This window comes from Pseudomonas sp. LFS044 (assembly GCF_047978245.1).
Classification (GTDB): Bacteria; Pseudomonadota; Gammaproteobacteria; order Pseudomonadales; family Pseudomonadaceae; genus Aquipseudomonas.
This window is the reverse complement of record NZ_JBFPFX010000003.1, coordinates 126,407-152,400: the sequence shown is the minus strand read 5'-3', so window position 1 is coordinate 152,400 and position 25,994 is coordinate 126,407. Positions and strand designations below refer to the sequence as shown.

General features: G+C 63.1%; 26 protein-coding genes and 1 riboswitch. Of the genes, 16 read left to right on the top strand and 10 right to left on the bottom strand.

All coding sequences use genetic code 11. The features are described 5' to 3' along the window. Positions 1–18 precede the first annotated feature (18 nt). A complete protein-coding gene (locus tag ACNQPL_RS03495; protein WP_346614901.1) occupies positions 19–1,005 on the bottom strand; it encodes an NAD(P)/FAD-dependent oxidoreductase in 987 nt (328 codons plus the stop codon). 188 nt (positions 1,006–1,193) lie between these two features. Between ACNQPL_RS03495 and ACNQPL_RS03490 the strand changes: the two genes are divergently transcribed. Both ACNQPL_RS03490 and hemH read left to right on the top strand, forming a co-directional pair. Continuing rightward, positions 1,194–2,099, top strand: a complete 906-nt coding sequence (locus tag ACNQPL_RS03490; protein ID WP_416465917.1) for a TIGR01777 family oxidoreductase — start codon at positions 1,194–1,196, stop codon at positions 2,097–2,099. A 13-nt stretch (positions 2,100–2,112) separates the two neighbouring features. After that, positions 2,113–3,126: a ferrochelatase gene (gene hemH, locus ACNQPL_RS03485; RefSeq protein WP_416465915.1), complete on the top strand. Its 1,014-nt coding sequence runs from the start codon at positions 2,113–2,115 to the stop codon at positions 3,124–3,126. Between the two features lie 50 nt (positions 3,127–3,176). Here the strand turns inward: hemH and ACNQPL_RS03480 are convergent, their stop codons facing one another. Together ACNQPL_RS03480 and upp are read right to left on the bottom strand one after the other, a co-directional pair. Beyond that, on the bottom strand, positions 3,177–4,451 hold the full coding sequence (locus ACNQPL_RS03480; RefSeq protein ID WP_346614904.1) for a uracil-xanthine permease family protein: 1,275 nt from the start codon (positions 4,449–4,451) through the stop codon (positions 3,177–3,179). 2 nt (positions 4,452–4,453) lie between these two features. Further along, positions 4,454–5,092, bottom strand: coding sequence for a uracil phosphoribosyltransferase (gene upp / locus ACNQPL_RS03475; protein WP_346614905.1), 639 nt, complete (start codon positions 5,090–5,092; stop codon positions 4,454–4,456). Positions 5,093–5,251: 159 nt separating this feature from the next. Here upp and ACNQPL_RS03470 point away from each other — a divergent pair, with 159 nt between their 5' ends. The 4 genes from ACNQPL_RS03470 (at position 5,252) to ACNQPL_RS03455 (ending at position 7,168) form a co-directional block, all read left to right on the top strand. Further along, positions 5,252–5,809: a hypoxanthine-guanine phosphoribosyltransferase gene (locus ACNQPL_RS03470; protein WP_217886500.1), complete on the top strand. Its 558-nt coding sequence runs from the start codon at positions 5,252–5,254 to the stop codon at positions 5,807–5,809. A gap of 2 nt (positions 5,810–5,811) precedes the next feature. After that, positions 5,812–6,285: a WbuC family cupin fold metalloprotein gene (locus ACNQPL_RS03465; RefSeq protein ID WP_416465912.1), complete on the top strand. Its 474-nt coding sequence runs from the start codon at positions 5,812–5,814 to the stop codon at positions 6,283–6,285. A gap of 53 nt (positions 6,286–6,338) precedes the next feature. Further along, entirely contained in the window at positions 6,339–6,809 is a 471-nt protein-coding gene (locus ACNQPL_RS03460; protein ID WP_416465910.1) for a hypothetical protein, read from the top strand. Positions 6,810–6,877: 68 nt separating this feature from the next. Continuing rightward, positions 6,878–7,168 (top strand): PA4642 family protein, encoded by a 291-nt coding sequence (locus ACNQPL_RS03455; protein WP_346614908.1) that lies wholly within the window; start codon positions 6,878–6,880, stop codon positions 7,166–7,168. Between the two features lie 67 nt (positions 7,169–7,235). Here ACNQPL_RS03455 and mqo read toward each other — a convergent pair whose 3' ends face one another. Then, positions 7,236–8,741 carry a malate dehydrogenase (quinone) gene (gene mqo, locus ACNQPL_RS03450; RefSeq protein WP_346614909.1) on the bottom strand — a complete coding sequence of 502 codons (1,506 nt, stop codon included), beginning with the start codon at positions 8,739–8,741 and terminating at the stop codon, positions 7,236–7,238. 602 nt (positions 8,742–9,343) lie between these two features. Then, positions 9,344–9,577, bottom strand: a complete 234-nt coding sequence (locus ACNQPL_RS03445; protein WP_416465908.1) for a hypothetical protein — start codon at positions 9,575–9,577, stop codon at positions 9,344–9,346. 204 nt (positions 9,578–9,781) lie between these two features. Here ACNQPL_RS03445 and ACNQPL_RS03440 point away from each other — a divergent pair, with 204 nt between their 5' ends. Beyond that, entirely contained in the window at positions 9,782–10,366 is a 585-nt protein-coding gene (locus ACNQPL_RS03440) for a YajG family lipoprotein (protein WP_346614911.1), read from the top strand. 70 nt (positions 10,367–10,436) lie between these two features. Here the strand turns inward: ACNQPL_RS03440 and ACNQPL_RS03435 are convergent, their stop codons facing one another. Further along, a complete protein-coding gene (locus ACNQPL_RS03435; RefSeq protein WP_416465905.1) occupies positions 10,437–10,643 on the bottom strand; it encodes a hypothetical protein in 207 nt (68 codons plus the stop codon). A 160-nt stretch (positions 10,644–10,803) separates the two neighbouring features. On the opposite strand from ACNQPL_RS03435, the gene ACNQPL_RS03430 reads away from it, so the two are divergent. Continuing rightward, on the top strand, positions 10,804–11,064 hold the full coding sequence (locus ACNQPL_RS03430; protein ID WP_346614913.1) for a hypothetical protein: 261 nt from the start codon (positions 10,804–10,806) through the stop codon (positions 11,062–11,064). Between the two features lie 128 nt (positions 11,065–11,192). Here ACNQPL_RS03430 and ACNQPL_RS03425 read toward each other — a convergent pair whose 3' ends face one another. Continuing rightward, positions 11,193–12,362, bottom strand: a complete 1,170-nt coding sequence (locus ACNQPL_RS03425; RefSeq protein ID WP_346614914.1) for a 1-acyl-sn-glycerol-3-phosphate acyltransferase — start codon at positions 12,360–12,362, stop codon at positions 11,193–11,195. A gap of 121 nt (positions 12,363–12,483) precedes the next feature. Here ACNQPL_RS03425 and ACNQPL_RS03420 point away from each other — a divergent pair, with 121 nt between their 5' ends. The 4 genes from ACNQPL_RS03420 to ACNQPL_RS03405 all read left to right on the top strand — a co-directional run bounded on the left by ACNQPL_RS03420 (position 12,484) and on the right by ACNQPL_RS03405 (position 14,512). Beyond that, a complete protein-coding gene (locus ACNQPL_RS03420) occupies positions 12,484–12,666 on the top strand; it encodes a CPXCG motif-containing cysteine-rich protein (RefSeq protein WP_416465903.1) in 183 nt (60 codons plus the stop codon). Then, entirely contained in the window at positions 12,666–12,926 is a 261-nt protein-coding gene (locus tag ACNQPL_RS03415; RefSeq protein ID WP_416465901.1) for a DUF2007 domain-containing protein, read from the top strand. The genes ACNQPL_RS03420 and ACNQPL_RS03415 overlap by 1 nt, the downstream gene beginning before the upstream one ends. 15 nt (positions 12,927–12,941) lie before the next feature. Then, positions 12,942–13,562, top strand: coding sequence for an SOS response-associated peptidase (locus ACNQPL_RS03410; RefSeq protein WP_416465899.1), 621 nt, complete (start codon positions 12,942–12,944; stop codon positions 13,560–13,562). 134 nt (positions 13,563–13,696) lie between these two features. After that, on the top strand, positions 13,697–14,512 hold the full coding sequence (locus ACNQPL_RS03405) for a M48 family metallopeptidase (RefSeq protein WP_346614918.1): 816 nt from the start codon (positions 13,697–13,699) through the stop codon (positions 14,510–14,512). 98 nt (positions 14,513–14,610) lie between these two features. On the opposite strand, the gene ACNQPL_RS03400 is transcribed toward ACNQPL_RS03405, so the two are convergent. From ACNQPL_RS03400 to ACNQPL_RS03390, 3 genes are all read right to left on the bottom strand, one after another. Further along, positions 14,611–15,192: a TMEM165/GDT1 family protein gene (locus ACNQPL_RS03400; protein ID WP_346614966.1), complete on the bottom strand. Its 582-nt coding sequence runs from the start codon at positions 15,190–15,192 to the stop codon at positions 14,611–14,613. Between the two features lie 91 nt (positions 15,193–15,283). Beyond that, positions 15,284–15,416, bottom strand: a riboswitch (yybP-ykoY riboswitch). Between the two features lie 39 nt (positions 15,417–15,455). Further along, entirely contained in the window at positions 15,456–16,454 is a 999-nt protein-coding gene (locus tag ACNQPL_RS03395) for a methyltransferase (protein ID WP_416465897.1), read from the bottom strand. 53 nt (positions 16,455–16,507) lie between these two features. After that, the gene (locus tag ACNQPL_RS03390) at positions 16,508–17,473 is read right to left on the bottom strand and encodes a 2-hydroxyacid dehydrogenase (protein ID WP_346614920.1); all 966 of its coding nucleotides are present in this window, start codon (positions 17,471–17,473) and stop codon (positions 16,508–16,510) included. Positions 17,474–17,634: 161 nt separating this feature from the next. Between ACNQPL_RS03390 and ACNQPL_RS03385 the strand changes: the two genes are divergently transcribed. The 4 genes from ACNQPL_RS03385 to ACNQPL_RS03370 all read left to right on the top strand — a co-directional run bounded on the left by ACNQPL_RS03385 (position 17,635) and on the right by ACNQPL_RS03370 (position 25,894). Continuing rightward, the gene (locus ACNQPL_RS03385; RefSeq protein ID WP_416465895.1) at positions 17,635–19,317 is read left to right on the top strand and encodes a fatty acid--CoA ligase; all 1,683 of its coding nucleotides are present in this window, start codon (positions 17,635–17,637) and stop codon (positions 19,315–19,317) included. A gap of 331 nt (positions 19,318–19,648) precedes the next feature. Beyond that, positions 19,649–21,535: a DUF1302 domain-containing protein gene (locus ACNQPL_RS03380; protein ID WP_346614922.1), complete on the top strand. Its 1,887-nt coding sequence runs from the start codon at positions 19,649–19,651 to the stop codon at positions 21,533–21,535. 25 nt (positions 21,536–21,560) lie between these two features. Then, positions 21,561–22,925, top strand: a complete 1,365-nt coding sequence (locus tag ACNQPL_RS03375) for a DUF1329 domain-containing protein (RefSeq protein WP_346614923.1) — start codon at positions 21,561–21,563, stop codon at positions 22,923–22,925. Between the two features lie 251 nt (positions 22,926–23,176). Further along, positions 23,177–25,894 carry a LuxR C-terminal-related transcriptional regulator gene (locus ACNQPL_RS03370; protein ID WP_416465893.1) on the top strand — a complete coding sequence of 906 codons (2,718 nt, stop codon included), beginning with the start codon at positions 23,177–23,179 and terminating at the stop codon, positions 25,892–25,894. Positions 25,895–25,994: the final 100 nt, after the last annotated feature.

Genomic DNA, 25,994 nt, shown 5'->3' with positions numbered 1-25,994 from the left:
ATAGCTTTGCAGCGCGCGTTAATCGAGATGCTCCAGCAGCCGTCGTGCTGCCTCCTGGCCACTGAGCCAGGCGCCTTCAACTCGGCCGGACAAGCACCAGTCGCCACACGCATACAAGCCCTGGTCGGCATCGGCCAGCGCGCCCCATTCGTGATTGCCGGCGGGCCGTGCATACAACCAACGGTGGGCCAGGGCGAAAGAGGGTGCCGGAATCACGCAGCCGACCAGCTCGGCAAATTCGCCCCACAGCTGTTCGATCACTTCTTCCTTGGCCAGGTCGATATGCTGCTTGCTCCACTCGGACGTGGCGTGCAGTACCCAAGTGTCGAGGTGCTCGTCCCGGCCAGGCTTGCTGCGGTTGCGCGCCAGCCAATCGAGCGGGTTGTCCTGTACGAAGCAGCCTTGCATCGGCGTGTCCAGCGCGGTGGCGAAGCCCAGGGCGACAGCCCAGGTGGGTTCCATCACCACGCCGGCCGCCACGGCGGCGAGTTTCGGTGTGGCAGCGAGCAACGGCGTGGCCTGCGGGGCAGGCACTGCGATCACCACGCGGCTGAACGGCCCATGGCTGCAGCCTTCGGTGTCTTGCAAGTGCCAGTACTGCTTGCCACGAAACACCTCGGCGATGCGGCAGCCGAAGTTCACCGTGACGTCCTTGAGCAGGCCGCGGGTAATGGCGCTCATGCGCGGTACGCCCACCCAGCGGGTTTGCTCGTCAGGGGAGGGGGTGAGTTCGCCATTGCGGTAGTTGTACAGCTGCGGCTTCCATTGTGCGGCCCAGCCAGCGGCGACCCACTGCTGCACCTGTTCGACAAAACGCCGGTCGCGGGCAGTGAAGTACTGGGCGCCAAGGTCGAGCGCACCGGCGTCGCTGCGTTTGCTGGCCATGCGCCCGCCACTGCCGTGGCCCTTGTCGAACAGATGAACGGATTGCCCAGCCTTTTGCAGGGCCTGAGCGGCGGAAAGTCCGGCGATACCGGCACCGATGATGGCAATAGGTACTGTCATGATGGCCTCTTCGAACCTTGCTATACGCAGACTACGCTGTCAGGCAAACCTGTACAATGCACAAAGTTTGTATAAGGTTATTCCGCTTCAGAAAGCCGGTTGGCCTATGATTCATCCGAGAGCGTTTGGTTAAAAAAGTGCCTTGTTGTTAAAAATAGACCATCGCCGGACTCTGCGAGGACACAGCCATGCATATATTGCTGACGGGCGGTACTGGTTTGATCGGCCAGCATCTTTGCCAGTACTGGTCAGGCCAGGGCCATCGCCTGACCGTATGGAGCCGACGCCCCGAGCAGGTTGCGCGCCTGTGCGGCAGCGGTGTGCGCGGTATCGCCAAGTTGGAGGATCTGTCGCCCGATGAGCCAGTGGACGCAGTCATCAACCTGGCCGGTGCGCCCATCGCTGACCGGCCGTGGACTGCTGCCCGACGCAACCTGCTGTGGGCCAGCCGCATCACCCTGACCGAACAGCTGCTGGCTTGGTTGGCCAGTCGCGAACAGCGCCCTGAGGTGTTGGTTTCCGGGTCTGCCGTGGGCTGGTATGGCGACGGCGGTGAGCGCGAGCTCACGGAGGCGTCGCCGCCGGTGCGCGAGGACTTCGCCAGCCAGCTGTGCATTGCCTGGGAAGAAACCGCGCTGCGTGCACAGGCGCTGGGCGTGCGCGTGGTACTGGTGCGCACCGGCTTGGTACTGGCCAGTGATGGCGGCTTTTTGTCGCGCCTGCGCCTGCCCTTCAAGCTTGGGCTGGGTGGCCCGCTGGGTAATGGTCGGCAGTGGATGCCCTGGGTTCATATAGACGACCAGGTCGCCCTGATTGATTTTCTCATGCAGCAAAAGGATGCCAGCGGTCCTTATAATGCCTGCGCGCCAGAGCCTGTGCGCAACCGCGAGTTCGCCCGGCGCCTGGGCCGGGCGCTGCATCGGCCCGCGCTGTTACCCATGCCAGGCCTTTTGCTCAAGGCCGGCCTGGGCGAGCTTTCGACCCTGCTGCTCGGCGGCCAGCGGGCGCGCCCGGTGCGCTTGCTGGCAGCGGGTTTCACCTTCCGTTTCAACGATCTGCAATCGGCCCTGGACAACCTGTCCAGGCGCCTCTGACATAGGACGCTGCATGACCGATCACGCCCTGCTGCTGGTCAACCTGGGTTCACCAGCCTCCACCTCGGTGGCCGACGTGCGCCGCTACCTCAACCAGTTCCTGATGGACCCTTACGTGATCGACCTGCCATGGCCGGTGCGACGCTTGCTGGTGTCACTGATCCTGATCAAGCGCCCGGAGCAGTCGGCGCATGCCTACGCCTCGATCTGGTGGGACGAAGGTTCGCCGCTGGTGGTACTCACGCGCCGCCTGCAGGCCGCGATGGTCGAGCACTGGCCCCATGGCCCGGTCGAGGTTGCCATGCGTTATGGCCAGCCGGCGCTACCGGACGTGCTTGCGCGCCTGGCGGCCCAAGGTGTGCGCAAGGTGACCCTGGCGCCACTTTATCCACAGTTCGCCGACAGCACGGTGACCACAGTGGTGACGCTGGCCAACCAGACCGTCGCCGAGCGCGGCTTGCCGCTGGAGCTGCGCGTGCTGCAACCGTTCTACGATCACCCGGAATACATTGATGCCCTGGTGGCCAGTGCCCGGCCGTATCTGCAGCAGGACTATGACCATCTGTTGCTGAGCTTCCATGGTTTGCCGGAGCGGCACCTGAAGAAGCTCGACCCAACCGGCACGCATGATTTCCAGGCGGCAGATTGCTGCAAGGACGCCAGTGCCGAGATGCGTGCGGTGTGTTACCGCGGGCAATGCCTGGCCACGGCCAAGGCGTTTGCGGCGAAGATGGGCATCCCGGCCGGCAAGTGGTCGGTTTCGTTCCAGTCGCGGTTGGGGCGGGCCAAGTGGATCGAGCCCTACACCGAGACGCGCCTGGATGAGCTGGGCAAGGCGGGCGTGAAGAAGCTGCTGGTGATGTGCCCGGCATTCGTCGCCGATTGCATCGAGACGCTGGAGGAGATCGGCGACCGCGGCAAGGAGCAGTTCATCGAGGCGGGGGGCGAGGAGTTGGTGCTGGTGCCATGCCTGAATGATCACCCGGAGTGGGTAAGGGTGCTGGCAGGGATGTGCGAGAAGGTCTGAATCAAGAAGGGGCTGCAATGCAGCCCCTTTGGTTCAACGCTTGGCACGCCTCAAGGCAGCTGATCATCCAGCTTCTTGTGCTTCCAGCCATCATTGCCCGGCAGAATCAGGTTCAGGGCAATGGCCACGATGGCGCACAGGGCAATACCCTTCAGGCCCCAGTCGTCCGGGCCGTCACCGCTGCCGATCAGCACACCGCCAATACCGAACACCAGGGTCACCGACACGATCACCAGGTTGCGTGCTTCGCTCAGGTCGATCTTGTGGCGAATCATGGTGTTCATGCCCACCGCCGCGATCGAGCCGAACAGCAGGCAGAGGATGCCGCCCATCACCGGTACCGGGATGCTCTGCAGCAGCGCGCCGAACTTGCCGATGAAGGCCAGGGTGATGGCGAAGACCGCCGCCCAGGTCATGATTTTCGGGTTGTAGTTCTTGGTCAGCATCACCGCGCCGGTCACTTCGGCGTAGGTGGTGTTGGGCGGGCCGCCGAACAGGCCAGCCGCAGTGGTGGCCAGGCCGTCACCCAGCAGGGTGCGGTGCAGGCCAGGCTTTTTCAGGTAGTCGCGGCCGGTCACGCTGCCTACCGCAATCACGCCGCCGATGTGCTCGATCGCCGGTGCCAAGGCAACCGGGACGATAAACAGGATGGCCTGCCAGTTGAATGCTGGCGCTGTGAAGTTGGGGATCTCCAGCCACGGTGCGGCGGCGATCTTGGCGGTATCGACCACGCCAAAGGCGAACGACAGGGCAAAGCCTACCAGCACACCCGAGATGATCGGCACCAGGCGGAAGATGCCCTTGCCGAAGACCGCGACGATCAGCGTGGTCAACAACGCCGGCATCGAAATCAGCATGGCGGTCTTGTAAGGCATCAGCGCGGCGCCGTCACCGCCTTTGCCCATGGCCATGTTGGCAGCGATCGGTGCCATGGCCAGGCCGATGGAAATGATCACCGGGCCAATCACCACAGGTGGCAGCATGCGGTCGATGAAGCCGGTGCCCTTGATTTTCACCATCAGGCCCATGAAGGTGTACACGAAGCCTGCGGCCATCACGCCGCCCATGGTCTCGGCCAGGCCGAACTGGCCCTTGGCGAGAATGATCGGGGTAATGAAAGCGAAGCTGGACGCCAGGAATACCGGGACCTGACGGCCGGTGACCAGCTGGAACAGCAAGGTGCCGATGCCGGCGGTGAACAACGCGACGTTCGGATCGAGGCCGGTGATCAGCGGCATCAGCACCAGCGCGCCAAATGCCACGAAGAGCATCTGCGCGCCCGAAACGACCTGGCGCCAGAGCGGGTCGTTGAAGCCGTCCTGCATGGTCAGGCGTCCTTCTGCTTGGTGCCGAAGATCTTGTCGCCGGCATCACCAAGGCCTGGAACGATGTAGCCGTGTTCGTTGAGGCGTTGGTCGATCGAGGCGGTGTAGATCTGTACGTCCGGGTGGGCTTGTTCCACCGCGTCGATACCTTCGGGTGCTGCAACCAGTACCATCGCGCGGATTTCCTTGCAGCCGGCTTTTTTCAGCAGGTCGATGGTCGCGACCATCGAGGCGCCGGTGGCCAGCATCGGGTCGATGATCAGCGCCAGGCGCTGGTTGATGTCCGGCGCGAGCTTTTCCAGGTAGGTGTGTGCTTCGAGGGTTTCCTCGTTGCGGGCGACGCCCACGGCACTGACCTTGGCGCCCGGGATCAGGCTGAGCACGCCATCGAGCATGCCGATGCCAGCGCGCAGGATAGGTACCACGGTGATCTTCTTGCCGGCGATTTTTTCAACTTGTACCTTGCCACACCAGCCATCGATCTCGTAGGTTTCGAGTGGCAGGTCCTGGGTAGCTTCGTAGGTCAGTAGCGCGCCGACTTCCTGGGCGAGTTCGCGAAAATTCTTGGTGCTGATGTCAGCACGGCGCATCAGGCCGAGCTTGTGGCGGATCAGCGGGTGGCGGATCTCACGAGTGGGCATAGGGGGGCTCCGAAAGGCGGGCAAAAAAACCGCGCTAGATTAATCTATTCAGCCTTTGCTGTCGTGTAGTCCTTTTGCACGTTAGTCCATAAATGCTTGATCTGTGACGAGCGGATGCGTACCTTTGCCCGCTTTTCCAAAATCCCCCCGGAGAGCGCCATGTCCGCTGATCTCGAGCACATCCGTCAAGTCATGCGCGAGGCAGACTGCCTGTACAACGAAGCCGAAGTGGAAGCGGCCATTGCCAAGGTCGGCGAGCAGATCTGCAAAGACCTGCACGACAAGAACCCGGTGGTGTTCTGTGTGATGAACGGCGGCCTGATCTTCGCTGGCAAACTGCTGACCCACCTGCAGTTCCCGCTGGAAGCCTCGTATCTGCACGCCACGCGCTACCGCAACCAGACCAGCGGTGGTGAGCTGTTCTGGAAGGCCAAGCCGGAAGTGTCGTTCATCGACCGAGACGTGCTGATCGTCGACGACATCCTCGACGAGGGCCACACCCTCAGCGCCATCATCGAGTTCTGCAAGCATGCCGGTGCGCGCTCGGTGCACACCGCCGTGCTGATCGACAAGGACCACGACCGCAAGGCCAGCCCTGATCTGAAGGCCAGCTATGTCGGCCTGCCTTGCGTGGATCGCTATATCTTCGGTTACGGCATGGACTATAAAGGTTACTGGCGCAACGCGAACGGCATCTTCGCCGTAAAAGGACTGTGATCATGAGCCAGCCTGCATTCATCGACCAATCGCTGTTCGCTGGGCTGGCACACAAAGCCGCAGGCTCCGCGCGTGGTCGTCATCACCACAATTTCCACGCCATGGAAGACCCTTGCCACCGCCTGGCAGTCGGTTTGCAGCCCTCCACCTACATTGCCCCGCACAGGCACCTGAGCGATGACAAGGCCGAGACCTTGCTGGCGCTCAAGGGCCGCTTGGGCCTGTTGATGTTCGATGAGCAGGGCGTCGTGACCGACAAGCGCGTGCTCGAGGCCGGGGGGGATTGCCTGGGCGTGGACCTGCCCCCGGGCATCTTCCATTCCCTGGTGGTGCTGGAAGCAGACAGTATTCTGTTCGAGTGCAAGGCCGGGCCCTACCGGCAGTTGGTCGAGGGCGAGCATGCCCACTGGGCGCCCCGTGAAGGTGCAGAGGGCATGGCCGAGTATCACGCCTGGATGCTCGCGCAGTTCGATTGATAGCCGCCGTCACTGCGCATGCTAGAGTGCTCCCTCATGCCAAGGAGCCTCACATGCGTGCGATTCTTCCCCTGCTGCTGGCGGTCAGCCTGCCCCTCGCTGCGGCACCGCTGCACAGCCAGTTTCTCCCGCCCGATGACCAGTCTCTGCGCCAGGAAGCGCCGACTGGCCAGCAGTTGCTGCAGGTAACCGACTATTCGGTGGTGGTGGGCGCTCAGCGCCAGTCTGACCAGCAACCGATCCCGATCACGGCCACCCTGCAAATTCGCCTCAAAGGCAAGCCGCTGAGCAAAGGTGCGACCATCGCCCAGGTGCTGCTGAACTTCGATGGCGAGGCCAACAAGAGCCTGAAAAAACCGGTGTATGACGAGAAGTCCCGTACGCTGAGCTTGAACTACCCGGGCAGCGACTACCGTGTGGTCATGGACCTGCTGCGCAACGAGACCGTCTATGTGCAGTTTCTGACCTACGCCAACGGCCATGTCTGGGCCGACTTGCACACGGGGACCGTACGTACGCGTTGAGGCCCGTTGCCTGTGGGGGGTACACTGCCGGCCTTCGAAATCCCGTGATGGTCCAGTTGGAGCCGGCAATGCGTAAAGACAAGAAGCAGGTGATTGGTGACGAAATCAGCGACGACTATATCAAGTCGTTCCTCCAGTTCGAGCCGGCCGATGGCGTGACCTCGCCGTCGCTGCACAAGCTGGTCAAGGCTTACCGTGGCCTGCGCGTGGACGACTTCGAGCGTTTTGTCGGCTTCTTCGTCGAGGCGGGCTACGACCTCGATGGCAAGGACGAGCATGGCAAGACCTTCGTCGAGCAGATCGCCGACCAGCGCACGGCGCCCGAGTACATCGAGATCATCGACAACGCTCGCGGCTGATGCTCTGCAGGTAGAATCTGCAGGCACAAAAAAACGCCCCTAGGGGCGTTTTTCCGTTTCAGCTGGTTCAGGCGTAATGCTTGGCCGGGCTGTCTTCCACCAGGTCCAGCGCTGCATCGTTGTCGGCGCTGATCTTGTGGTACAGGGCCGCATCGGTGGCCAGGGTCTTCTCGCGAGCCGGGAAGATTTCCTTGAGCTTGGCAGCCCAGGCACCTTTGGCCTGCTCGGGGAAGCAGCGTTCGATCAGCTCGAGCATGATCGAGACAGTCACCGACGCACCTGGGGAGGCGCCGAGCAGCGCCGCCAGGCTGCCGTCCTGGGCCGAAACCAGCTCGGTACCGAACTGCAGGATGCCGCCTTTTTTCGGGTCTTTCTTGATGATCTGCACGCGCTGGCCTGCAACTTCCAGGCGCCAGTCTTCGGCCTTGGCCTGCGGGTAGAAGCGGCGCAGAGATTCGAGACGCTGTTCCATCGACTGCATCACTTCGCTGACCAGGTACTTGGTCAGGTCCATGTTGTCGCGGGCCACGGCCAGCATCGGGCCGATGTTGCCCATGCGCACCGACAGCGGCAAGTCCATCAACGAACCGTGCTTGAGGAACTTGGTGGTGAAACCGGCGTACGGGCCGAACAGCAGCGAAGTCTTGCCGTCCACCACACGGGTATCCAGGTGCGGTACCGACATCGGCGGTGCACCGACCGCGGCCTGGCTGTAGACCTTGGCCTGGTGCTGTTTGACGATTTCCGGGTTGTCGCAACGCAGCCACTGGCCGCTGACCGGGAAACCGCCGAAGCCTTTGCTCTCCGGGATGCCGGAAGCTTGCAGCAGCGGCAGGGCCGCGCCACCGGCGCCGAGGAACACGAAGCGGGCATCGACTTCACGGCTGCCGCCGCTGTTGACATCCTTGATGCTGACGGTCCAGCCAGTGCCGTTACGGCGCAGGCCAACGACCTTCTTGCTGTACTTGACCTGTGCGTCCGGCGAATCACCCAGCAGCTTGAGCAGCTTGTTGGTCAAGGCCCCGAAATTGACGTCGGTGCCTTTCGTCACGCGGGTGGCGGCGATGTGCTGGTCGGCCGGGCGGCCGGGCATCATCAGCGGCATCCAGTCATTCATCACGGCCTTGTCTTCGGTGTATTCCATCTCGGCGAAGGCATGGTGCTGCTTGAGCAGCTCGAAACGCTTCTTGAGGAAAGCCACACCCTTGTCACCTTCGACATAGCTCAGGTGCGGGACAGGGTTGATGAAGGCACGGGCCGAGCCGAAATTGCCCTTCTTGCTCAGGTAAGCCCAGAACTGGCGCGAGACCTCGAACTGGGTGTTGATGTGCACGGCCTTCTTGATGTCGATGCTGCCATCGGCGGCCTGCGGCGTGTAGTTCAGCTCGCACAGGCCAGCGTGGCCGGTGCCTGCGTTGTTCCAGGGGTTGGAGCTTTCCGCGGCCCCGGAGTCCATCGCCTCGACGACCTCAAGCTTCAGGGTCGGGTCGAGCTCCTTGAGCAGTACGGCCAGGGTGGCACTCATGATGCCCGCGCCTACCAGTACTACATCAACCGATTCGTTCTGCGCCATTTAACGCGTCTCCACAATCTACAGCTACCTAATTGACAGCACAGGACCCCAGGGTGCCGGGATCGCCATGTCCGACTCTTCGCAGTTCTTGCAACTTCCGCGGACACCGCCAATCAGTCTTCGGGTTCAGCTATTGAACGCCGTTTGCCACAGGTGCGGCAATTCGACTTATGGTCAAGGTGTCATGCGTGCGCTATGGAGCGACCTCAGATGCCCATGTGAAATGAGCGCTTCAGCCGCCTGTTCAGGGCTGTAAGGGACACATCAGCTGCTTTTGCACATGCCAGACTGTTCATTTGCTCGCCACACTCTCGTGAAGTTGTGAAAAACCGTTTTTTCACGCTCTTTTGGAGACGTGAACCTCAAAAGGGGACTGCGCGATGGCAACCCACAGGTTCATGCAGTGCGAAGGGCCGGAAAAGCAGGCACGACAGCCGATGCAAGACCTGAGTGGAAGGCTCTCTGTGGGCGAAGCGGTGAAGGTGCCGGGGTCAAACGGCGAGTGCGGGGCCCGATCAGGAGACGTCCTTATAATCGGGGGGAGATTATAACGATGTCGCGGGCAGAAAGGTCGTTATTCGTGCTTTTTATTGCAGCGTTTGTCAGGCTGGCAGGGTGCGTCGCTGCCAATGGCGGCTTGCGTCAGCGCAAACCCGGGCGCTGGCGGGCAGTGGGCGGCCCAGCCAGGTGAGCTGTATTTCCTCGACCTGGACCCAGTTGCTGCCGCTTGGCGGCTGGCGGCATTGCTTGAAGGCCAGGCAGTTGCCGTCGCTGTCGAGGCGGGCATAGGTGGTGTGGCGCGGGCGTTGGAAGAGCAGGGTCCAGAGCGAGGCCATGATCGTCAGTCCTGTGCGTTTGGGCTTGTGCCAAGCTTAACGGTGCGGCCATGAAACGATTATGACAACAGCGGCCAAGCTGCAAGCTGCAAGCGGCAAGATAAAAGCCGGCCCAGCGCGATCCGCTTTTACTTGTAGCTTGCCGCTAGTAGCTTGCCGCTAGGTATACTGTGGGCCTTTGCCGCATTTTCTGGAGAAACGCGCATGTTGCAACGTCTGTTGTTCGGTGTGCTGGCCGTGGCCAGCCTCAGCCTGGTCGGTTGTGCCCACAGCCCGCAACAACTCAGCCCGCAACCCAAGCTCAACGCCCAGCTCGCTGCGGTCGGCCATGGCCAGCCGGTGGTGGTGAAGGTCGTCGACGGTCGGGCTTCGCAGTCCCTCGGTACGCGCGGTGGCATGTACCCCGAGACCAGCACCATCAGCGTCAATGGCAATGACGTCGTGCCCAAGCTGCAGGCCCAGGCCGAGGCCGCCGTGCGCCTGCTGGGCTTCACGCCTACGCCCAATGCCTACAATGCGCCACAGTTGACCGTGACCCTGGCAGAGCTCAAGTACCAGTCGCCGAAAGACAACATGTACGTGACCGAAGCCACCATCGGCGCCACCTTCCGTGCCGATGTGTCGAACGCCAACCGCCGTTACAGCGGCCGTTACGGCGCCTCCCTGGACCAACGCTTCGGCATGGCGCCGAACCAGGAAACCAACACCAAACTGGTGGGTGACGTACTCAGCGATGCGTTGACCCGCCTGTTCAAGGACCCGACCATCGGGCAAGTGCTGGGCGAATAAGCCTCTCGCCGGGTCAGAAGAAACCCGCTGCCTGTTACCAGGTAGCGGGTTTTTTATGGCCTGTGCGGTCTTACGCTGCTTCGATATGGAAATCCAGCAGGCTGACGCCAGTCAGCATGTCCACCTCTGGCAGGTGTTCATGCACATACCCCCCCAGCGCGCAGTAAACCAGCCACTGACGGTCCTGGACGTTGATGGCAAAACCATCGATCAGCGCCTGCTGCTCATCGCTCTGGGCAACGAAATAGAGGCGGTCCTGGTTTTCGGCATGCAGCATGAACGCGCTCCGGATCGGGAAAAGGCCGACAGGGTGGCCTGTTCTGATGACGAGCATGTGACAGATGAAATTAAGTGACACTTTGTCGCCAAACCCGGGCGCCAAGGTTGCGCTTCGGTAGAATGCCGGCCTTCGCCGTCGTTCAAACCGAGGTTGTGTAATGTCCTTGCAAGTGTTCTGGGGGTTTCTGGCCGCCCACCCGACCAAGCTGATCAACCTGCTGGCGCTGCTGATGACCTGCCCTGGCGGGCTGCTGCTACAGAATGCACGGCGCCGCGAGGCCATCAGTCGGGAGAGCCTGGCGATGGATGAAGGGGTGGTGGATGCATTCGACCAGCGCGTGCCGCGCTACTACTACATCCTCGGTTTTTCCTGCCTGGCCATGGCCTTGCTGCTGTCCTGGTTCAGTACCTGGGTCTGATGCTTCCGGGCCGCTTTGCGGCCATTGGCCGGCAAGCCGGCCCCACAGGTACAGCGGCGCGCTCAAGGATAGCGCGGGCATTGTGGGAGCCGGCTTGCCGGCGAAAGGGCTGCACAGCAGCCCCACGGTCAGGCAACCGGCGCCTGCAGCTTGACCTGATACTGGTTGCGCACTGGCGTTGCGTACTGCAAGACCAGATACGGCCGCTGCTCTTGTGGGCACGCGTCCAGGCGGCGCTGCCACTCTTCCTTGGCCTTGGCCAGCTCTTCGGCCGGGAACACCTGTTCGGCGCTCGGCACCTGCAGTGCCTCGTCCTTCTCGCCCCACATCGCATAGGCCAGGTAGTGCACCGGGAACAGCCGGTAGCCACCGAGGATCTGCCGGTCGATTTCCTGCGCCAGCTGCTTGGTATCCTCGTAGAACTCGGTCACCGGCGGCGCGAAGTTGATGTGCACACGGCCCTTGTAGCCGGTGATGCCCTTGGCAATGCTGTTGTCGTCCTCGCCCGGCGCCTTCTGGTAAGTGCCGGTGGTGGCGCGGATATACAGCTCGCGCGCCTTGGCCTGGTCGCAGGGGTCGTACTCGTAGCTGATCGACACCGGTGTCAGGTTCAGGCTCTGGATCACTGCGCCGAACGGCTCGTCCTTGCGGCTCATGTGGAACATCTTGAGGATGGCCGAGTCGGTGCGGTCGTCACCATCCTTGGCGCGGCCTTCGGCCTGGGCGATCCAGATCGAGGCGCTGTCGTTGCGGATGGAGTGATTGATGTAGGCCGAGAGCAGCTGATAGGCCGCGAGCTTTTCGCGACGGCCGCTCAGCGAACGGTGGACGATAAAGCTCTTGTTCAGGCGCATCATGTCGCTGACGAACGGCTTTTGCAGCAGGTTGTCGCCGATCGCGATGCGCGGTGTCGGCAGGCCGGCGTGGTACACCGCGTAATTGACGAAGGCCGGGTCCATGACGATGTCACGGTGGTTGGCCAGGAACAGATAGGCAGTACCGGACTTGAGCTGTTCGACGCCGGTGTAGGTGACGCCGTCCGTGGCGCGCTCGATGGTCTGGTCGACGTAGTATTCGACCTTGTCCTGCAAGGTGGAAACGCAGGTGACCCCAGCAAACTCCTGGCGCAGGCGGCGGGCGATCAGCGGCTTGAGCAGCCAGCCGAAAGCGCCAGCGGCGCGCGGGAAGCGGAAGTGGGTGAGGATATCGAGGAATGCCGGGTCGCTGAGCAGGCGTGCCAGAACGGCAGGGACCTCAGCATCGTCGTACGGTCGGATGGCATCGAATTCGCCCATCATGCTCTCTTGTTGGAAACGGCTAGGGTAATAGGTAGGGACGGGGTCCGAAAAACGGCTCGGACACACGCAGGCCCTGTAAACAGACCGGCAATTATACGCACAAGTCACCCCGGAGGCCGCGATGCTGGAAACTGCGTTCTACGATTGCCCTTATTGTGGCGAGGAAGTCGAGACCACGGTGGATCTTTCCGGTGGCGATCAGGACTACATCGAGGATTGCCAGGTGTGCTGCAAGCCGATTCGCTTCGTGCTGCAGGTTCACGGCGACGAATGGATGCTCGATGTCTACGGTGAGAACGACTGATGCGACGAATCTACGAACCGGAAAACCTGCTGGAGGCCGAAATGCTGGTGGGCATGTTGGCCAGCGAGGGGATCGAGGTGCACCTGGTCGGCCGCGACCTGATGGGCGCCGTTGGCGAGCTACCGGTGCAAGGCTTGCTCGGCCTGGCGGTGCCCGATGAGCAGGCCGGTTACGCACGGCAACTGATCGATGCGTACAATGGTGCCCAGCCGCTTGCCGGCGACGAACCGGAGAGTTATCCCGGTACCTTGATCTGCTAGGTTCTGAATTCGCCCATGTGTGGACGCTACGCCCTGTTTCGCTGGCCCCAGGAGCTGGCAAGCCTGCCAGGTTTTCCTGCCGGCCAGCCGGCGCAATGGAATATCTCGCCCGCCGCTTCGGTGCTGATCGAGCGCCAGGTCGACGGCCAGTTGCAACTGGCCAAGGCGCGCTGGGGGCTGACCCCCGCCTGGCTCACCGACCTGTCTCGCACCCCAGCCCATGCCCGTGCCGAAACCCTGGCCGAGCAACCCATGTTTCGCGAAGCGCTGCGCCTGCGGCGTTGCCTGATGCCGGCCAACGGCTTTTACGAATGGCGCGGGACGGTGCGTAAACGGCCGTACTGGCTGACGCCCGGTGAGGGCTCGTCGCTGTATTTCGCGGCGATCTGGGAGGCCTACCCGGTGCAGGACCAGGTGTGGTTGAGCTGCGCGGTGGTGACCCAGGCGGCCATGAGCCAGCGGCGGCCGTTGATTCTGGACAAGGAGGGGCAGGCCGCCTGGCTGGACCCTGAAACACCGCTGCCGCGTTTGCATGAACTGCTGGCCAGCCCGCCGGCCACGCTGCGGGAGCGGGCGTTGGCGAATTTCGTCAACGATCCCAAACTGGATGCGCCGGAGTGCCTGACGCCGGCCTGATCGTGGCCTTCACCGGCCTCTTCGCGGGCAAGCCCGCGATAGGGCTCGCATAGGCGAAGAAATCTTACCTGCGGCTATGGCAGCCGTGGACGACTCGGCCTAGGATACGGCGCATGTAAAAAGGGAGTGTTTTCATGCGTAAGTCTTTTGTCGTCAGCCTGTTGAGTGCTGGCATCCTGCTGGCTGGCTGCCAGGCGGTGAATACCACCAGCGGCGGTGCTGTAGGCGTCGAGCGCAAGCAGTACATGTTCAGCATGCTCTCGACCGATGAGGTCAACCAGATGTACGCCCAGTCGTACCAGCAGACCCTTGGCGAAGCCTCGACCAAAGGCGTGCTGGACAAGTCCAGCGCCGATGCCAAACGGGTGCAGGCCATCGCCAACCGGCTGATCGCCCAGGCGCCGAAGTTCCGCCCTGATGCCGCGCAGTGGCAGTGGGAAGTCAACGTGATCAAGAGCGATGAGCTCAACGCCAACTGCGGCCCGGGCGGCAAGATCATCGTCTACACCGGCCTGATCGATCAGCTCAAGCTCACCGATGCCGAGATCGCCGCGGTGGTCGGGCACGAAATCGCCCACGCCTTGCGTGAGCACAGCCGTGAAGCCATGTCCAAGGCCTATGGCGTGGAAATGGCCCGGCAGGGCGCGGGTGCGTTGTTTGGCCTTGGCCAGAACAGCATCGCCCTGGCAGACCAGGTGGTGAACTACGCCATGACCCTGCCCAACAGCCGTGCCAACGAGAACGAAGCCGACCTGATCGGCCTGGAGCTGTCGGCACGGGCCGGCTACGACCCGAATGCCGCGATCACCTTGTGGAACAAGATGAGCAAGGCTTCGGAGGGCGCACCGCCCGAGTTCATGAGCACTCACCCGGCGTCTGATAGCCGGATCGCTTCGTTGCAGGCGGCGATTCCGAAAGTGATGCCGTTGTACGAAGCGGCCAAGAAGTAATTCGAGCTGCCGAGGGGCCGCCCCTGCAAGGTCCGCGCTGTTCTGTAGGCGCGGCCTTGTGACGCGATAGCGCTGCACAGCAGCCCCAGCGTCGAACGTTACCCCACCCAACCACTGGTCTTCATCGCCGAGTAGACGGCGACGATCGCCAGCACGACGAACGCGGTCGCCGCCAGCCGGCGAATCAGCGTCAGCGGCAGCTTCTCTGCAGCAAAGTTACCCGCCAGCACCACTGGCACGTTGGCAATCAGCATGCCCAATGTGGTGCCGATGATGACCATGATCAGGTGCGGGTACTGGGCAGCCAGCATCACCGTGGCCACCTGGGTCTTGTCACCGATCTCGGCCAGGAAGAACGCGATCAGCGTGGTAAGGAACGGGCCGAAGCGGCGGGCAGGGTTCTCGTCGTCATCCATTTTGTCCGGCACGAGTGTCCACAGGGCCGTGGCGGTAAAGCTCGCGGCAAGGATCCAGTGCAGCGTGGTTTCGCTGAAGAACCCGCTGACCCAGGCACCCACGGCACCTGCGGCGGCATGGTTGGCCAAGGTGGCGGCGATGATACCGGCGATGATCGGCCAGGGCTTGCGGAAGCGCGCGGCAAGGATGAGTGCGAGCAATTGCGTCTTGTCGCCGATTTCGGCCAGGGCGACGATCGCAGTGGGGACCAGCAAAGATTCCAGCATCAGGTTTCCTACGGGGGCGGGTCGACACGGCTATGACACGTACAGCCTTCCCGCCCCGGGTAAGGTGTGCGTGTCATAGGTCTTGTCAAACCCTGGATCCGTCTGTGCGGATCTTGCTCATCAGAGCTGGGTCGCACGCGCCATGGCCTGTGGGCCAAGTATGTTGACGCGTGCCGGGCAAGCAGGGCGCTTGCGGGAGACTACTCCCCTAGGACGGAGCGGATTCTGCCTAGCCGAAACGGTTTCGGCAAGCCCTGTTTTTAACCGCGTGTTGCCCTGTATATCCGAAAACCGTCGGCTTCGGCGCAGGTCTGGCAGTTGCCCAACGTGCCTTCTATCAGCGGTTGATAGCGCAGGAAACTGTTGGCGACCAAGCGCATTTCGCCGCCTTTTCGCAGATGTTGCCCTGATTTTTTCAGCAGGTTTTCCGATGCCTGATAGTTCGTGTGCACCCCGGTGTGGAACGGCGGGTTGCTCAGGATAAGGCTCAGGTCGCCGGGCGCGGCATCAATCCCGTCACCACTGATGACTTCTCCTACAAGGTTGTTGGCTGCCAGGGTGAGACGGCTGGCGGCCACGGCGAAGGCGTCCACGTCCAGCAGGGTGACCTGGCTCTGTGGATAACGGCGCTTGACCGTGGCGCCAAGCACCCCGGCACCGCAGCCGAAGTCCAGCACATGGCCCACCGGCAAGTTGTCCAGGTGCTTGAGCAGCAGCGCCGTGCCCCTGTCGAGGCGGCCATGGCTGAATACGCCGGGCAGGCTGACCACCTGCAGCGGGCCGTCGTCCAGTGCAAGCTCGAAGCGCTCGGCCAGGCTTTCCAGCGCCTTGGCTTCGGGCGCGTTGTCCACGGTGACCTGCCACAGCTGGCAGTGCCGGGCGCTGTCCAGCTTGCGTGGCTTGCCGAAGGCTTGCAGCTGCTTCGCTGCACCCTCGATGCCGCCGCGTTTTTCGCCCACCAGGTACAGTGCGCGGCCGGCCAGGCGCGAGGCCAGCGCGTTGAGCAGGTAGGCCGCCAGTTCGCGCGACTTGGGCAGGAACAACACCGCCGTTTCAAAGGCTACCGGCGGCACTTCGACGCCGTAATGGCTACGCCCGACAAAACGGCCGTCGAGCATGGCCTGGTCGCCGGCATGCCAGGTCCAGCCATGGGCGTTGGGCAACTGGCCGAGCAGGTCGTCAGCCGGCGCGCCGGCGAGCAGCAGCGGACCCTGGACCAGGTCCGCCTGGCGGAGCAATACTTCACTGCGCGGGTCCATGGACGGCGCCTCCTGAAAAAAGTGGCGCAGTGTAGCAGAGCCGGCTTGTGTGCTCAGCTGACCACGCGGCGTGGCTGGCCGGCGAAGAAGGCCTGAGCGTTCTCGCTGAGTTGACCGACGATGCGCTGGCGCGACTCCACGGCGCCCCAGGCGCTGTGCGGGGTGACGATCAGGCGCGGGATATCCCCGGCCAGCAGCGGGTTGCCGTGGACCGGCGGTTCGACGCTGAGCACGTCGGTGGCAGCGCCGCCCAGGTGGCCGTTGCGCAAGGTGTCGGCCAAGGCTTGTTCGTCGATCAGGCCGCCACGGGCGGTGTTGACCACCAGTGCCCCCGGCTTCAGCAGCGCCAGTTCACGGGCGCCGATCATGTGCCGGGTGTGCTCGTTGAGCGGGCAGTGCAGGGTCAGGGCGTCGACCTGGGGCAGCAGGTCTTCCAGCGGCAGGCGATCGTCGCGTGCCGGGCGCCCTGGGATCTGCCCGCTCAGCACGCGCATGCCGAAGGCTTCGGCAAGCCGCGCCACCGCGCCGCCCAGTTCGCCATGGCCGAGCAGGCCGAGGGTCTTGCCCTCCAGTTCGACGATGGGAAAGTCCAGCAGGCAGAACTGGCTGGCCTTGGCCCATTGGCCGTCGGCCACCGCCTGGTTGTAGTCGCACAGGCGCGTGGCCAACGCCAGCAGCAGGGCGATGGTGTGCTGGGCCACCGAGGGCGTGCCGTAGCCCTGGCAGTTGCACACTGTGATGCCCTGTGCGCGGGCCGCTGCCAGGTCGACGTTGTTGGTGCCGGTGGCGGCCACCAGGATCAGCTTGAGCTGCGGGTTGGCCGCCAGGGCCTCGGCGTCGAGCATGACCTTGTTGCTGACCACCGCCACGGCGCCCTGCAGGCGCTGGGCCACCTGGTCCGGGCGGGTGGCGTCGAACAGTTCGAACTCATCGAACTGGCTTTGCAGCGGGGAAAGGTCCAGGTCACCAAGGTCCAGGGATTGGTGATCGAGAAACACGGCGCGACGCGGGCTGGGCATCAGTAGGGCTCCGTTGGCAGGGCAGGGATGGTCCGTCACCCGAACAATGCCACTCATACCTTGCGCAGCCAAATCATTCCTTCGGCTGATTTGACCGTCACATTGGCGAACTACAGTAGATCACAGACTTGTTCGGCCCGCTTTCCAGATAAGGGATACCCATGTTGCAGACCCGCATCATCAAGCCCGCCGAGGGCGCCTATGAATACCCGCTGTTGATCAAACGCCTGCTCATGTCCGGCAGCCGCTATGAAAAGACCCGCGAGATCGTCTATCGCGACCAGTTGCGGCTGACCTATCCACAGCTCAACGAGCGCATCGCCCGCCTGGCCAACGTGCTGACCGAGGCCGGGGTCAAGGCCGGTGACACCGTGGCAGTGATGGATTGGGACAGCCACCGCTACCTGGAATGCATGTTCGCCATCCCGATGATCGGCGCGTTGGTGCACACCATCAACGTGCGCCTGTCGCCGGAACAGATCCTCTACACCATGAACCACGCCGATGACCGCGTCGTGCTGGTCAACAGTGACTTCGTCGGCCTGTACCAGGGCATTGCCGGGCAGCTGACCACGGTCGACAAGACCTTGCTGCTGACCGATGGCCCGGACAAGACCGCCGAGCTGCCGAACCTGGTCGGCGAGTACGAGCAACTGCTTGCAGCGGCCAGCCCGCACTACGATTTCCCCGACTTCGACGAGAATTCGGTCGCCACGACCTTCTACACCACCGGCACCACCGGCAACCCCAAGGGCGTCTACTTCACCCATCGCCAACTGGTGTTGCACACCCTTGCCGAGGCTTCGGTGACGGGCAGCATCGACAGCGTGCGCCTGCTCGGCAGCAACGACGTGTACATGCCTATCACGCCCATGTTCCATGTGCATGCCTGGGGCATCCCGTACGCGGCCACCATGCTCGGCATGAAGCAGGTGTACCCGGGGCGCTACGAGCCAGAGATGCTGGTCAAGCTGTGGCGCGAAGAGAAGGTCACCTTCTCGCACTGCGTGCCGACCATCCTGCAGATGCTGCTCAACTGCCCAAGCTCACAGGGCCAGGACTTCGGCGGCTGGAAGATCATCATCGGCGGCAGCGCGCTGAACCGCTCGCTTTACCAGGCTGCGCTGGCGCGGGGCATTCAGCTGACGGCGGCGTACGGCATGTCCGAAACCTGCCCGCTGATCTCCGCCGCACACCTTAACGATGAGTTGCAGGCCGGCAGCGAAGACGAGCGCGTTACCTACCGCATCAAGGCCGGGGTGCCGGTACCACTGGTGGAAGCGGCGATCGTCGACGGCGACGGTAATTTCCTCCCGGCCGACGGCGAGACACAGGGCGAGCTGGTGCTGCGCGCGCCCTGGCTGACCATGGGCTATTTCAAGGAGCCGGAAAAAAGCGAAGAGCTGTGGCAGGGTGGCTGGTTGCACACCGGTGACGTCGCCACCCTCGACGGCATGGGTTACATCGATATCCGCGACCGCATCAAGGATGTGATCAAGACCGGTGGCGAGTGGATTTCTTCACTCGATCTTGAGGACTTGATCAGCCGTCACCCTGCCGTGCGCGAAGTGGCGGTGGTGGGGGTCGCCGACCCACAGTGGGGCGAGCGCCCGTTTGCCCTGCTGGTGGTGCGCGAGGGGGAGGCTGTCGATGCCAAGGCGTTGAAGGAACACCTCAAGCCGTTTGTCGAGGAAGGCCACATCAACAAGTGGGCGATTCCCAGCCAGATTGCCGTTGTTACAGAAATTCCCAAGACCAGCGTAGGAAAACTCGACAAAAAGCGTATCCGCCAGGACATCGTGCAGTGGCAAGCCAGCAACAGCGCGTTCCTTTCCACGCTGTAACCGCGCTGCGGGTCATGTACCTCGGAACATGACCCGCAGGCCAGAGCGGCCCGCGCCTTGCCAAACGAAAAAAATGCGCCATGCTTCTGCCTTGCCAGCGCGCAACCCGCAACCACGCGGGGGCGAATTGGCGGCTAGTGTGCAAATCACACTTTAGAGGGATCAAGCACCCAAGTCTGCTGGCTATAGTCGGGGCCAGGGGATTTTCAGGAATGGGGGAGGGCGACACGCGCAACACGTGTCGCTGCAGGCGAAAGCCTGCATACCGGTCGCTCGGGCCGTTCTTGAAAGGACTCACTGCCATAACAAAAAAGTACATGGAGTAGCGTCGATGACATCTGCAAACCCGTTCTGGCGTCGGGCCAAGCTGCCCTTGGCCGTCAGCCTTGCTTCCACGCTCGCAAGCCCTGCTTTCGCAGTCAGTTTCAACATCGGGGAAATCGAAGGTCAGTTCGACTCGTCGCTCTCTGTCGGCGCCAGCTGGTCGACCGCCAACCCGAACAAGAACCTGATCGGGGTCAACAATGGCGGCAAGGGCCTGTCGCAAACCTCTGACGATGGCCACCTCAACTTCAAGAAGGGTGAAACCTTCTCGAAAATCTTCAAGGGCATCCATGACCTCGAACTGAAGTACGGCGACACCGGCGTCTTCGTGCGAGGCAAGTACTGGTACGACTTCGAACTGAAGGATGAGAGCCGCGAGTTCAAGGACATCAGCGACTCCGGCCGCAAGGAAGGCGCCAAGTCTTCCGGCGCCCAGTTGCTCGATGCGTTCGTGTACCACAACTACTCGATCGGCGATCAGCCCGGTTCGGTGCGCTTCGGCAAGCAGGTGGTGAGCTGGGGCGAAAGCACCTTCATCGGTGGTGGCATCAACTCGATCAACCCGATCGACGTCGCCGCCTTCCGCCGCCCTGGCGCCGAGATCAAGGAAGGCCTGATCCCGGTCAACATGTTCTACATCTCGCAGAGCCTGACCGACAACCTGTCGGCCGAAGCCTTCTACCAGGTCGAGTGGGACCAGACTGTCGTCGACAACTGCGGCACCTTCTTCTCGCAACCCGACATCATCGCCGACGGCTGCACCGACAACCTGCGCGTGCTCAACAGCAGCCGCACAGTGCCGGCAGCGGCCCAGCAGTTCCTCGCGACCCGTGGCGTGAACATCAACGAAGAAGGTGTGATGGTGGCCCGTGGCGCCGACCGCGACGCCCGTGACAGCGGCCAGTTCGGGGTGGCCATGCGCTACATGTTCGAACCGCTCGACACCGAGTTCGGCGCCTACTTCATGAACTACCACAGCCGTGCGCCGATCTTCAGCGCCACAGGCGCCTCGCCGTCGGTGTTTGCCGGCCTGAGCCAGCTGCCAGCGCAGTTGCGTGCATTGGCGCCATTGATCGTGGCGGGCAACTCGAAGTATTTCGTCGAGTACCCCGAGGACATTCGCCTGTATGGCCTGAGCTTCTCCACCACGCTGCCCACCGGCACCGCGTGGAGCGGTGAAATCAGCTACCGGCCCAATGCCCCGGTGCAGTTGAACACCACCGACATCCTGTTCGCTGGCGTACGCCCGATTGGCGGCGCACTGAGCAACGCCTCGCTGCTCACCGGTACCCCAGGGGAAGACCTGCACGGCTACCGCCGCAAGGAAGTTACCCAGTTCCAGACCACCCTGACGCACTTCTTCGACCAGGTGATGGGTGCCAGCCGCATGACCGTAGTGGGTGAAGTGGGTGTCACCCACGTGGGTGGCCTGGAGAACGCGCACGAAACCCGTTACGGCCGTGACCCGGTATTCGGCCCAGGCCCGCTGCCAGCCACCGGCGGCGCCGATACCTGCCAGGCGCTCAATACCAGCACCATCGCTGGCGCAGGTGCCGGGGCTTCGACCACCAACCTGAACCGCAAGTGCGAAAACGACGGTTACACCACCAGCACTTCCTGGGGTTACCGCGCCCGGGTCATCTGGGACTACAACGACGTGTTCGCCGGGGTCAACCTCAAGCCCAACGTGGCCTGGTCGCATGACGTGTCCGGCTACTCGCCAGGCCCTGGCGGCAACTTCGAGGAAGGCCGCAAGGCAGTCAGCCTTGGCCTGGACGCCGAGTACCAGAACACCTACACCGCGAGCCTGTCGTACACCAACTTCTTCGACGGCAAGTACAGCACCGTGGATGATCGCGACTTCGTCGCCCTCAGCTTCGGCGTGAACTTCTAAGCAATCAGATCCAGGACGACACGACATGAACAAGACCAGAAGTCTGCTGCAAGCCGGTGTACTGGGCCTGTCCCTGCTGGCGACCAGCGTCATGGCTGCGGTTTCCGCCGATGAAGCGGCAAAGCTGGGCAGCACCCTCACACCGATGGGCGCGGAAAAGGCCGGTAACGCTGATGGCTCCATCAGCGCGTGGCAGCCGCTGTCGAAGACCGCCGGCAGCGTCGATGCCAAAGGCTTCCTCTCCGACCCGTATGGCAGCGACAAGCCGCTGTTCACCATCACCGCGCAGAACGTCGAGCAGTACAAGGACAAGCTGTCACCGGGCCAGGTGGCCATGTTCAAGCGCTACCCGGATACCTTCAAGATCCCGGTGTACAAGACCCACCGCGGCGCTACCGTGCCTGATGAAGTGTTTGCCGCCATCAAGAAGAACGCCACCGCGACCACGCTGGTCGAGGGCGGCAACGGGCTGAACAACTTCCAGACCGCCGTACCGTTCCCGATCCCCAAAAGCGGCCTCGAGGTCATCTGGAACCACATTACCCGTTACCGTGGCGGCAGCGTGACGCGCCTGGTAACCCAGGCCACTCCTCAGCAGAACGGCTCCTACAGCCTGGTGTACTTCCAGGACCAGTTCGTCTTCCGTGACCGGATGAAGGACTACGACCCGAACAACCCGGGCAACATCCTGTTCTACTTCAAGCAGGAAGTGACCGCGCCAGCCCGCCTGGCCGGGACCGTACTGCTGGTACACGAGACACTCGACCAGGTGAAGGAGCCGCGCAAGGCGTGGATCTACAACGCCGGCCAGCGCCGCGTGCGCCAGGCCCCGCAGGTGTCGTATGACGGGCCGGGCACCGCCGCCGATGGCCTGCGCACCTCGGACAACCTGGACATGTACAACGGTGCGCCGGACCGCTACGACTGGAAGCTTGAAGGCAAGAAGGAAATGTACATCGCCTCCAACGCCTACAAGCTCGACGATCCGAAGCTCAAGTACAGCGACATCCTCAAGGCCGGCCATATCAACCAGGACTTGGCCCGTTACGAGCTGCGCCGGGTATGGCATGTGGTCGCCACGCTCAAGCCTGGCCAGCGTCACATCTACGCCAAGCGTGATTTCTACATCGACGAGGATACCTGGCAGGCAGCGGTAATCGACCAGTATGACGGCCGTAACCAGCTGTGGCGCGTGTCTGAGGCGCATGCCCAGGACTACTACAACGTGCAGGTGCCGTGGTACACCCTGGAAACCATCTACGACCTGCAATCGGGCCGTTACCTGGCTTTGGGGATGAAGAACGAAGAGAAAAGATCCTACGACTTCGGCTTCAGTGCCAGCAAGGCTGACTTCCAGCCCGCTGCGCTGCGCCAGTCGGGCATCCGTTGAACCGCTAGTCCACACCTCCGTGTGATCCCCAGAACGCCCCGGCTTGCCGGGGCGTTTCTGTTCCAGCGCTGCGATAAAGCTGCTGAATACCCTGCCAAACCCGCGTTACAGCTGCTGTCCACCAGGGTTGTCGCTTTTTGTCGTAGTCTTTTCCGGACGATTTGCGCCCATCATCTTCAAATGCGCCGCGTTACCCGCTAGTCTCGCAACAATCCGTACCGCCGTAGTTTTTCAACCAGAACGAGCCGGTCATGACAGATTTGTCCCGTACGCATGGATTCGCCAGCCAGGCCCTGGGCCTGCTGGACGGGCGTTTCTTCCGGCCACCGCTGCCGGACGGTCACGTGCACCGCGCACGCCTGTGCCAGCGCCTGCAGGCCGGCCTTGGCGGGCGCTTGCTGCTGGTCAATGCCCCGGCAGGCTTTGGTAAAAGCTCCCTGGCCATCGAATTCTGCGAGGCGCTGCCTGGCCACTGGCGTAGCCTCTGGCTTGGCCTGAGCCAGCGCGATGCCGACCCCGGCCGCTTCCTCGAGCGCCTGCTCGAGGGGCTGCAGCAATATTGCCCGGCCCTCGGCGGCCAGGCGATGGGCCTGTTGAAGATGCGCCAGCGCCATCAGCCCTTCGCCTTCGAGGAATGGATCGACGGTCTGCTCGATGAACTGGCGTTGTACCTGCAAGCCGATACGCCGCTGCTACTGGTGCTGGACGACTATCACCTGGCGCAGGGCCCGGTTCTCGATCGCTGCCTGCAGTTTTTCCTCAACCACTTGCCGGGCGGCCTGGTACTGCTGGTCACCAGCCGCCAACGGCCAGACTGGCACCTGGCGCGCCTGCGTTTGTCGCGGCAGCTGGTCGAGCTCAATGAGCAGGAATTGCGCCTGACGCCCGACGAGTCCCTGGCTGTCATTGGCCGGCAGCCCACCGGCCTGCGTGGCCAGGCCTTGGATAACCTGATCCAGCGCAGTGACGGCTGGGTGGCCGGGCTCCGTTTCTGGCAGCTGGCGGCCAGCGAGTCCGGCGATGAACATGCCTTGCCCCACGCCTTGCATGGCGGCGAAGGGCTGATCCGCGATTACCTGCTCGAAGAAGTCATCGATATCCTGCCGGCCGAAGTACAGGCCTTCCTGTTCGACACCGCCTGCCAGGAGCGCTTCTGTGCGGCGTTGTGCGATGCCCTGCGCGAGCGCGACGACAGCGCTGCCATCCTGCGCTACCTGCAGGCCCACCAGGTGTTCCTGGTGCCACTGGACGAGCATGGCCACTGGTACCGATACCACCACCTGTTCTCCGACCTGTTGCGCAGCCGCCAGTCCAGCGAGCCGCAAGCGCGCCTGCACCTGCGTGCCTGCCGCTGGTTCCAGGCCCAGGGGCTGCTCGACGAAGCGGTGGAGCAGGCGTTGCGCGCCGGCCACCTGGATGTCGCCGCCGACCTGGTGCAGAGCCTGTCGGAAGAGCAACTGCTGGCCGAGCAGAATGTCGGCATGTTGCTGCGCTGGAAAATGGACCTGCCCGATAGCCTGCTGATCAGCACGCCACGGTTGATCGTGCTGTACAGCTGGGCGCTGGGCCTGGCCTGTCAACTGGATGCTGCGCAGGAGCTGGCAAGCTACCTCAGCCGCTTCCTGCCAGCGCCTTCGGCCACCGCGCAGAAGTCCATGCTGGCGCAGTGGCTAGCCTTGAGCGGGGTAATCGCCCGTGGCCGCGGCGACCGTGAACGCACCCTGGCCTACTGTGGCGAGGCGCTGCAGAGCCTGCCGTGCAAGCGCTATGGTCAGCGCCTGGTGTGCCTGTCGACACTGTCCAACCTGGCCATTGCCGATGGCGATTTCTGGCGCGCGCGGGGGTGGAACCGCGAGGCGCTCGAACTGGCCCAGCGGGTCGGCAATCCGTTGTTCGAAGCCTTGGCCCACTACGACCGTGCGCGGGTGCTGCATGCCCGCGGCGAAGCACTGCGCGCCCTGGATGAAGTGCGCCAAGGGTTGCAGCGCTTGCAGGATCTATCGGCCCAGCGGCTGTATGCGGTACGTGCACGGCTGACCTTGTACGAGGGCTACCTGTTGGTTACGCGCCTGCAACCTGCACAAGGGCGTGCGCGTTTGCGTGCAGGGCTGGGTGAAGCGCGTGCCTGCCGTGATATCAGCGTATTGATCGGCCATTGCGTGATTGCCACGCTCGACGGCCGCGAAGGCCATTACGCTGAGGCGTTCGCCGAGCTGGCGGAGGCCGAGCGGTTGATGCATATCTGGGATGTGCCGCCGATCTTCTACCTGGCCATGATTACCCTGGTGAAGTGTGAGCTGTGGCTGGCCCAGGGCCGTACCGACCTGGCCGAATCCTGGTTGCTGCGCCTTGGCCAGACCTATGGCGGCGAACACCCGGCCGCGGCGCCGGAGTTCCACCCATTGCTGCCCTTGCACATCGAATTGCAGCAGGCATTGCTCGACCGCATCCAGGGGCGCAGTGAAGATGCTGTGGTGCGCCTGCGCGGTCTGGTCGAGCGTGGGCAGGGCAGCGGCGGCATGATGTTGACCCTCAGCGCGCTGTGCCAATGGATCGCATTGATACTGGAGCAAGGGCGCGAAGCGCAGGCCACGGAGTTGCTGCCTGCGGCCCTGTCGGCGGCTCAGGGTGGGGTGATGCAGCCATTCCAGCGGCTGATCGAGCAGCACCCGCTATGGTTACGCGAGCAACTGCTGGCGCGCCCGGCCTGCAAGGTGCAAGCCGACCTGCTGGCGCGCCTGCCCGAGCTGGTGGCGCCCAGCAGCGGCACCAACGAAGCCCTGAGCGGGCGTGAGCTGGCGGTACTCGAGCTGATCGCGCAAGGCTGTTCCAACCAGCAGATCAGCGAGCGCCTGTTCATCTCGCTGCACACCGTCAAGACCCACGCCAGCCACATCAACAGCAAGCTTGGCGTGGAGCGGCGAACCCAGGCGGTGGCGCGGGCCAAGTCGCTGGGCTTGCTCGCCTGACGGTAGCTGCCGAGGGTTTGTCTGATAAAAAAGCAGTGGCTTGAGGGGGCAATCCTGGCGTAGCAATGCCTGGCTAATCTTTTCCGACCAGCGGCCGATA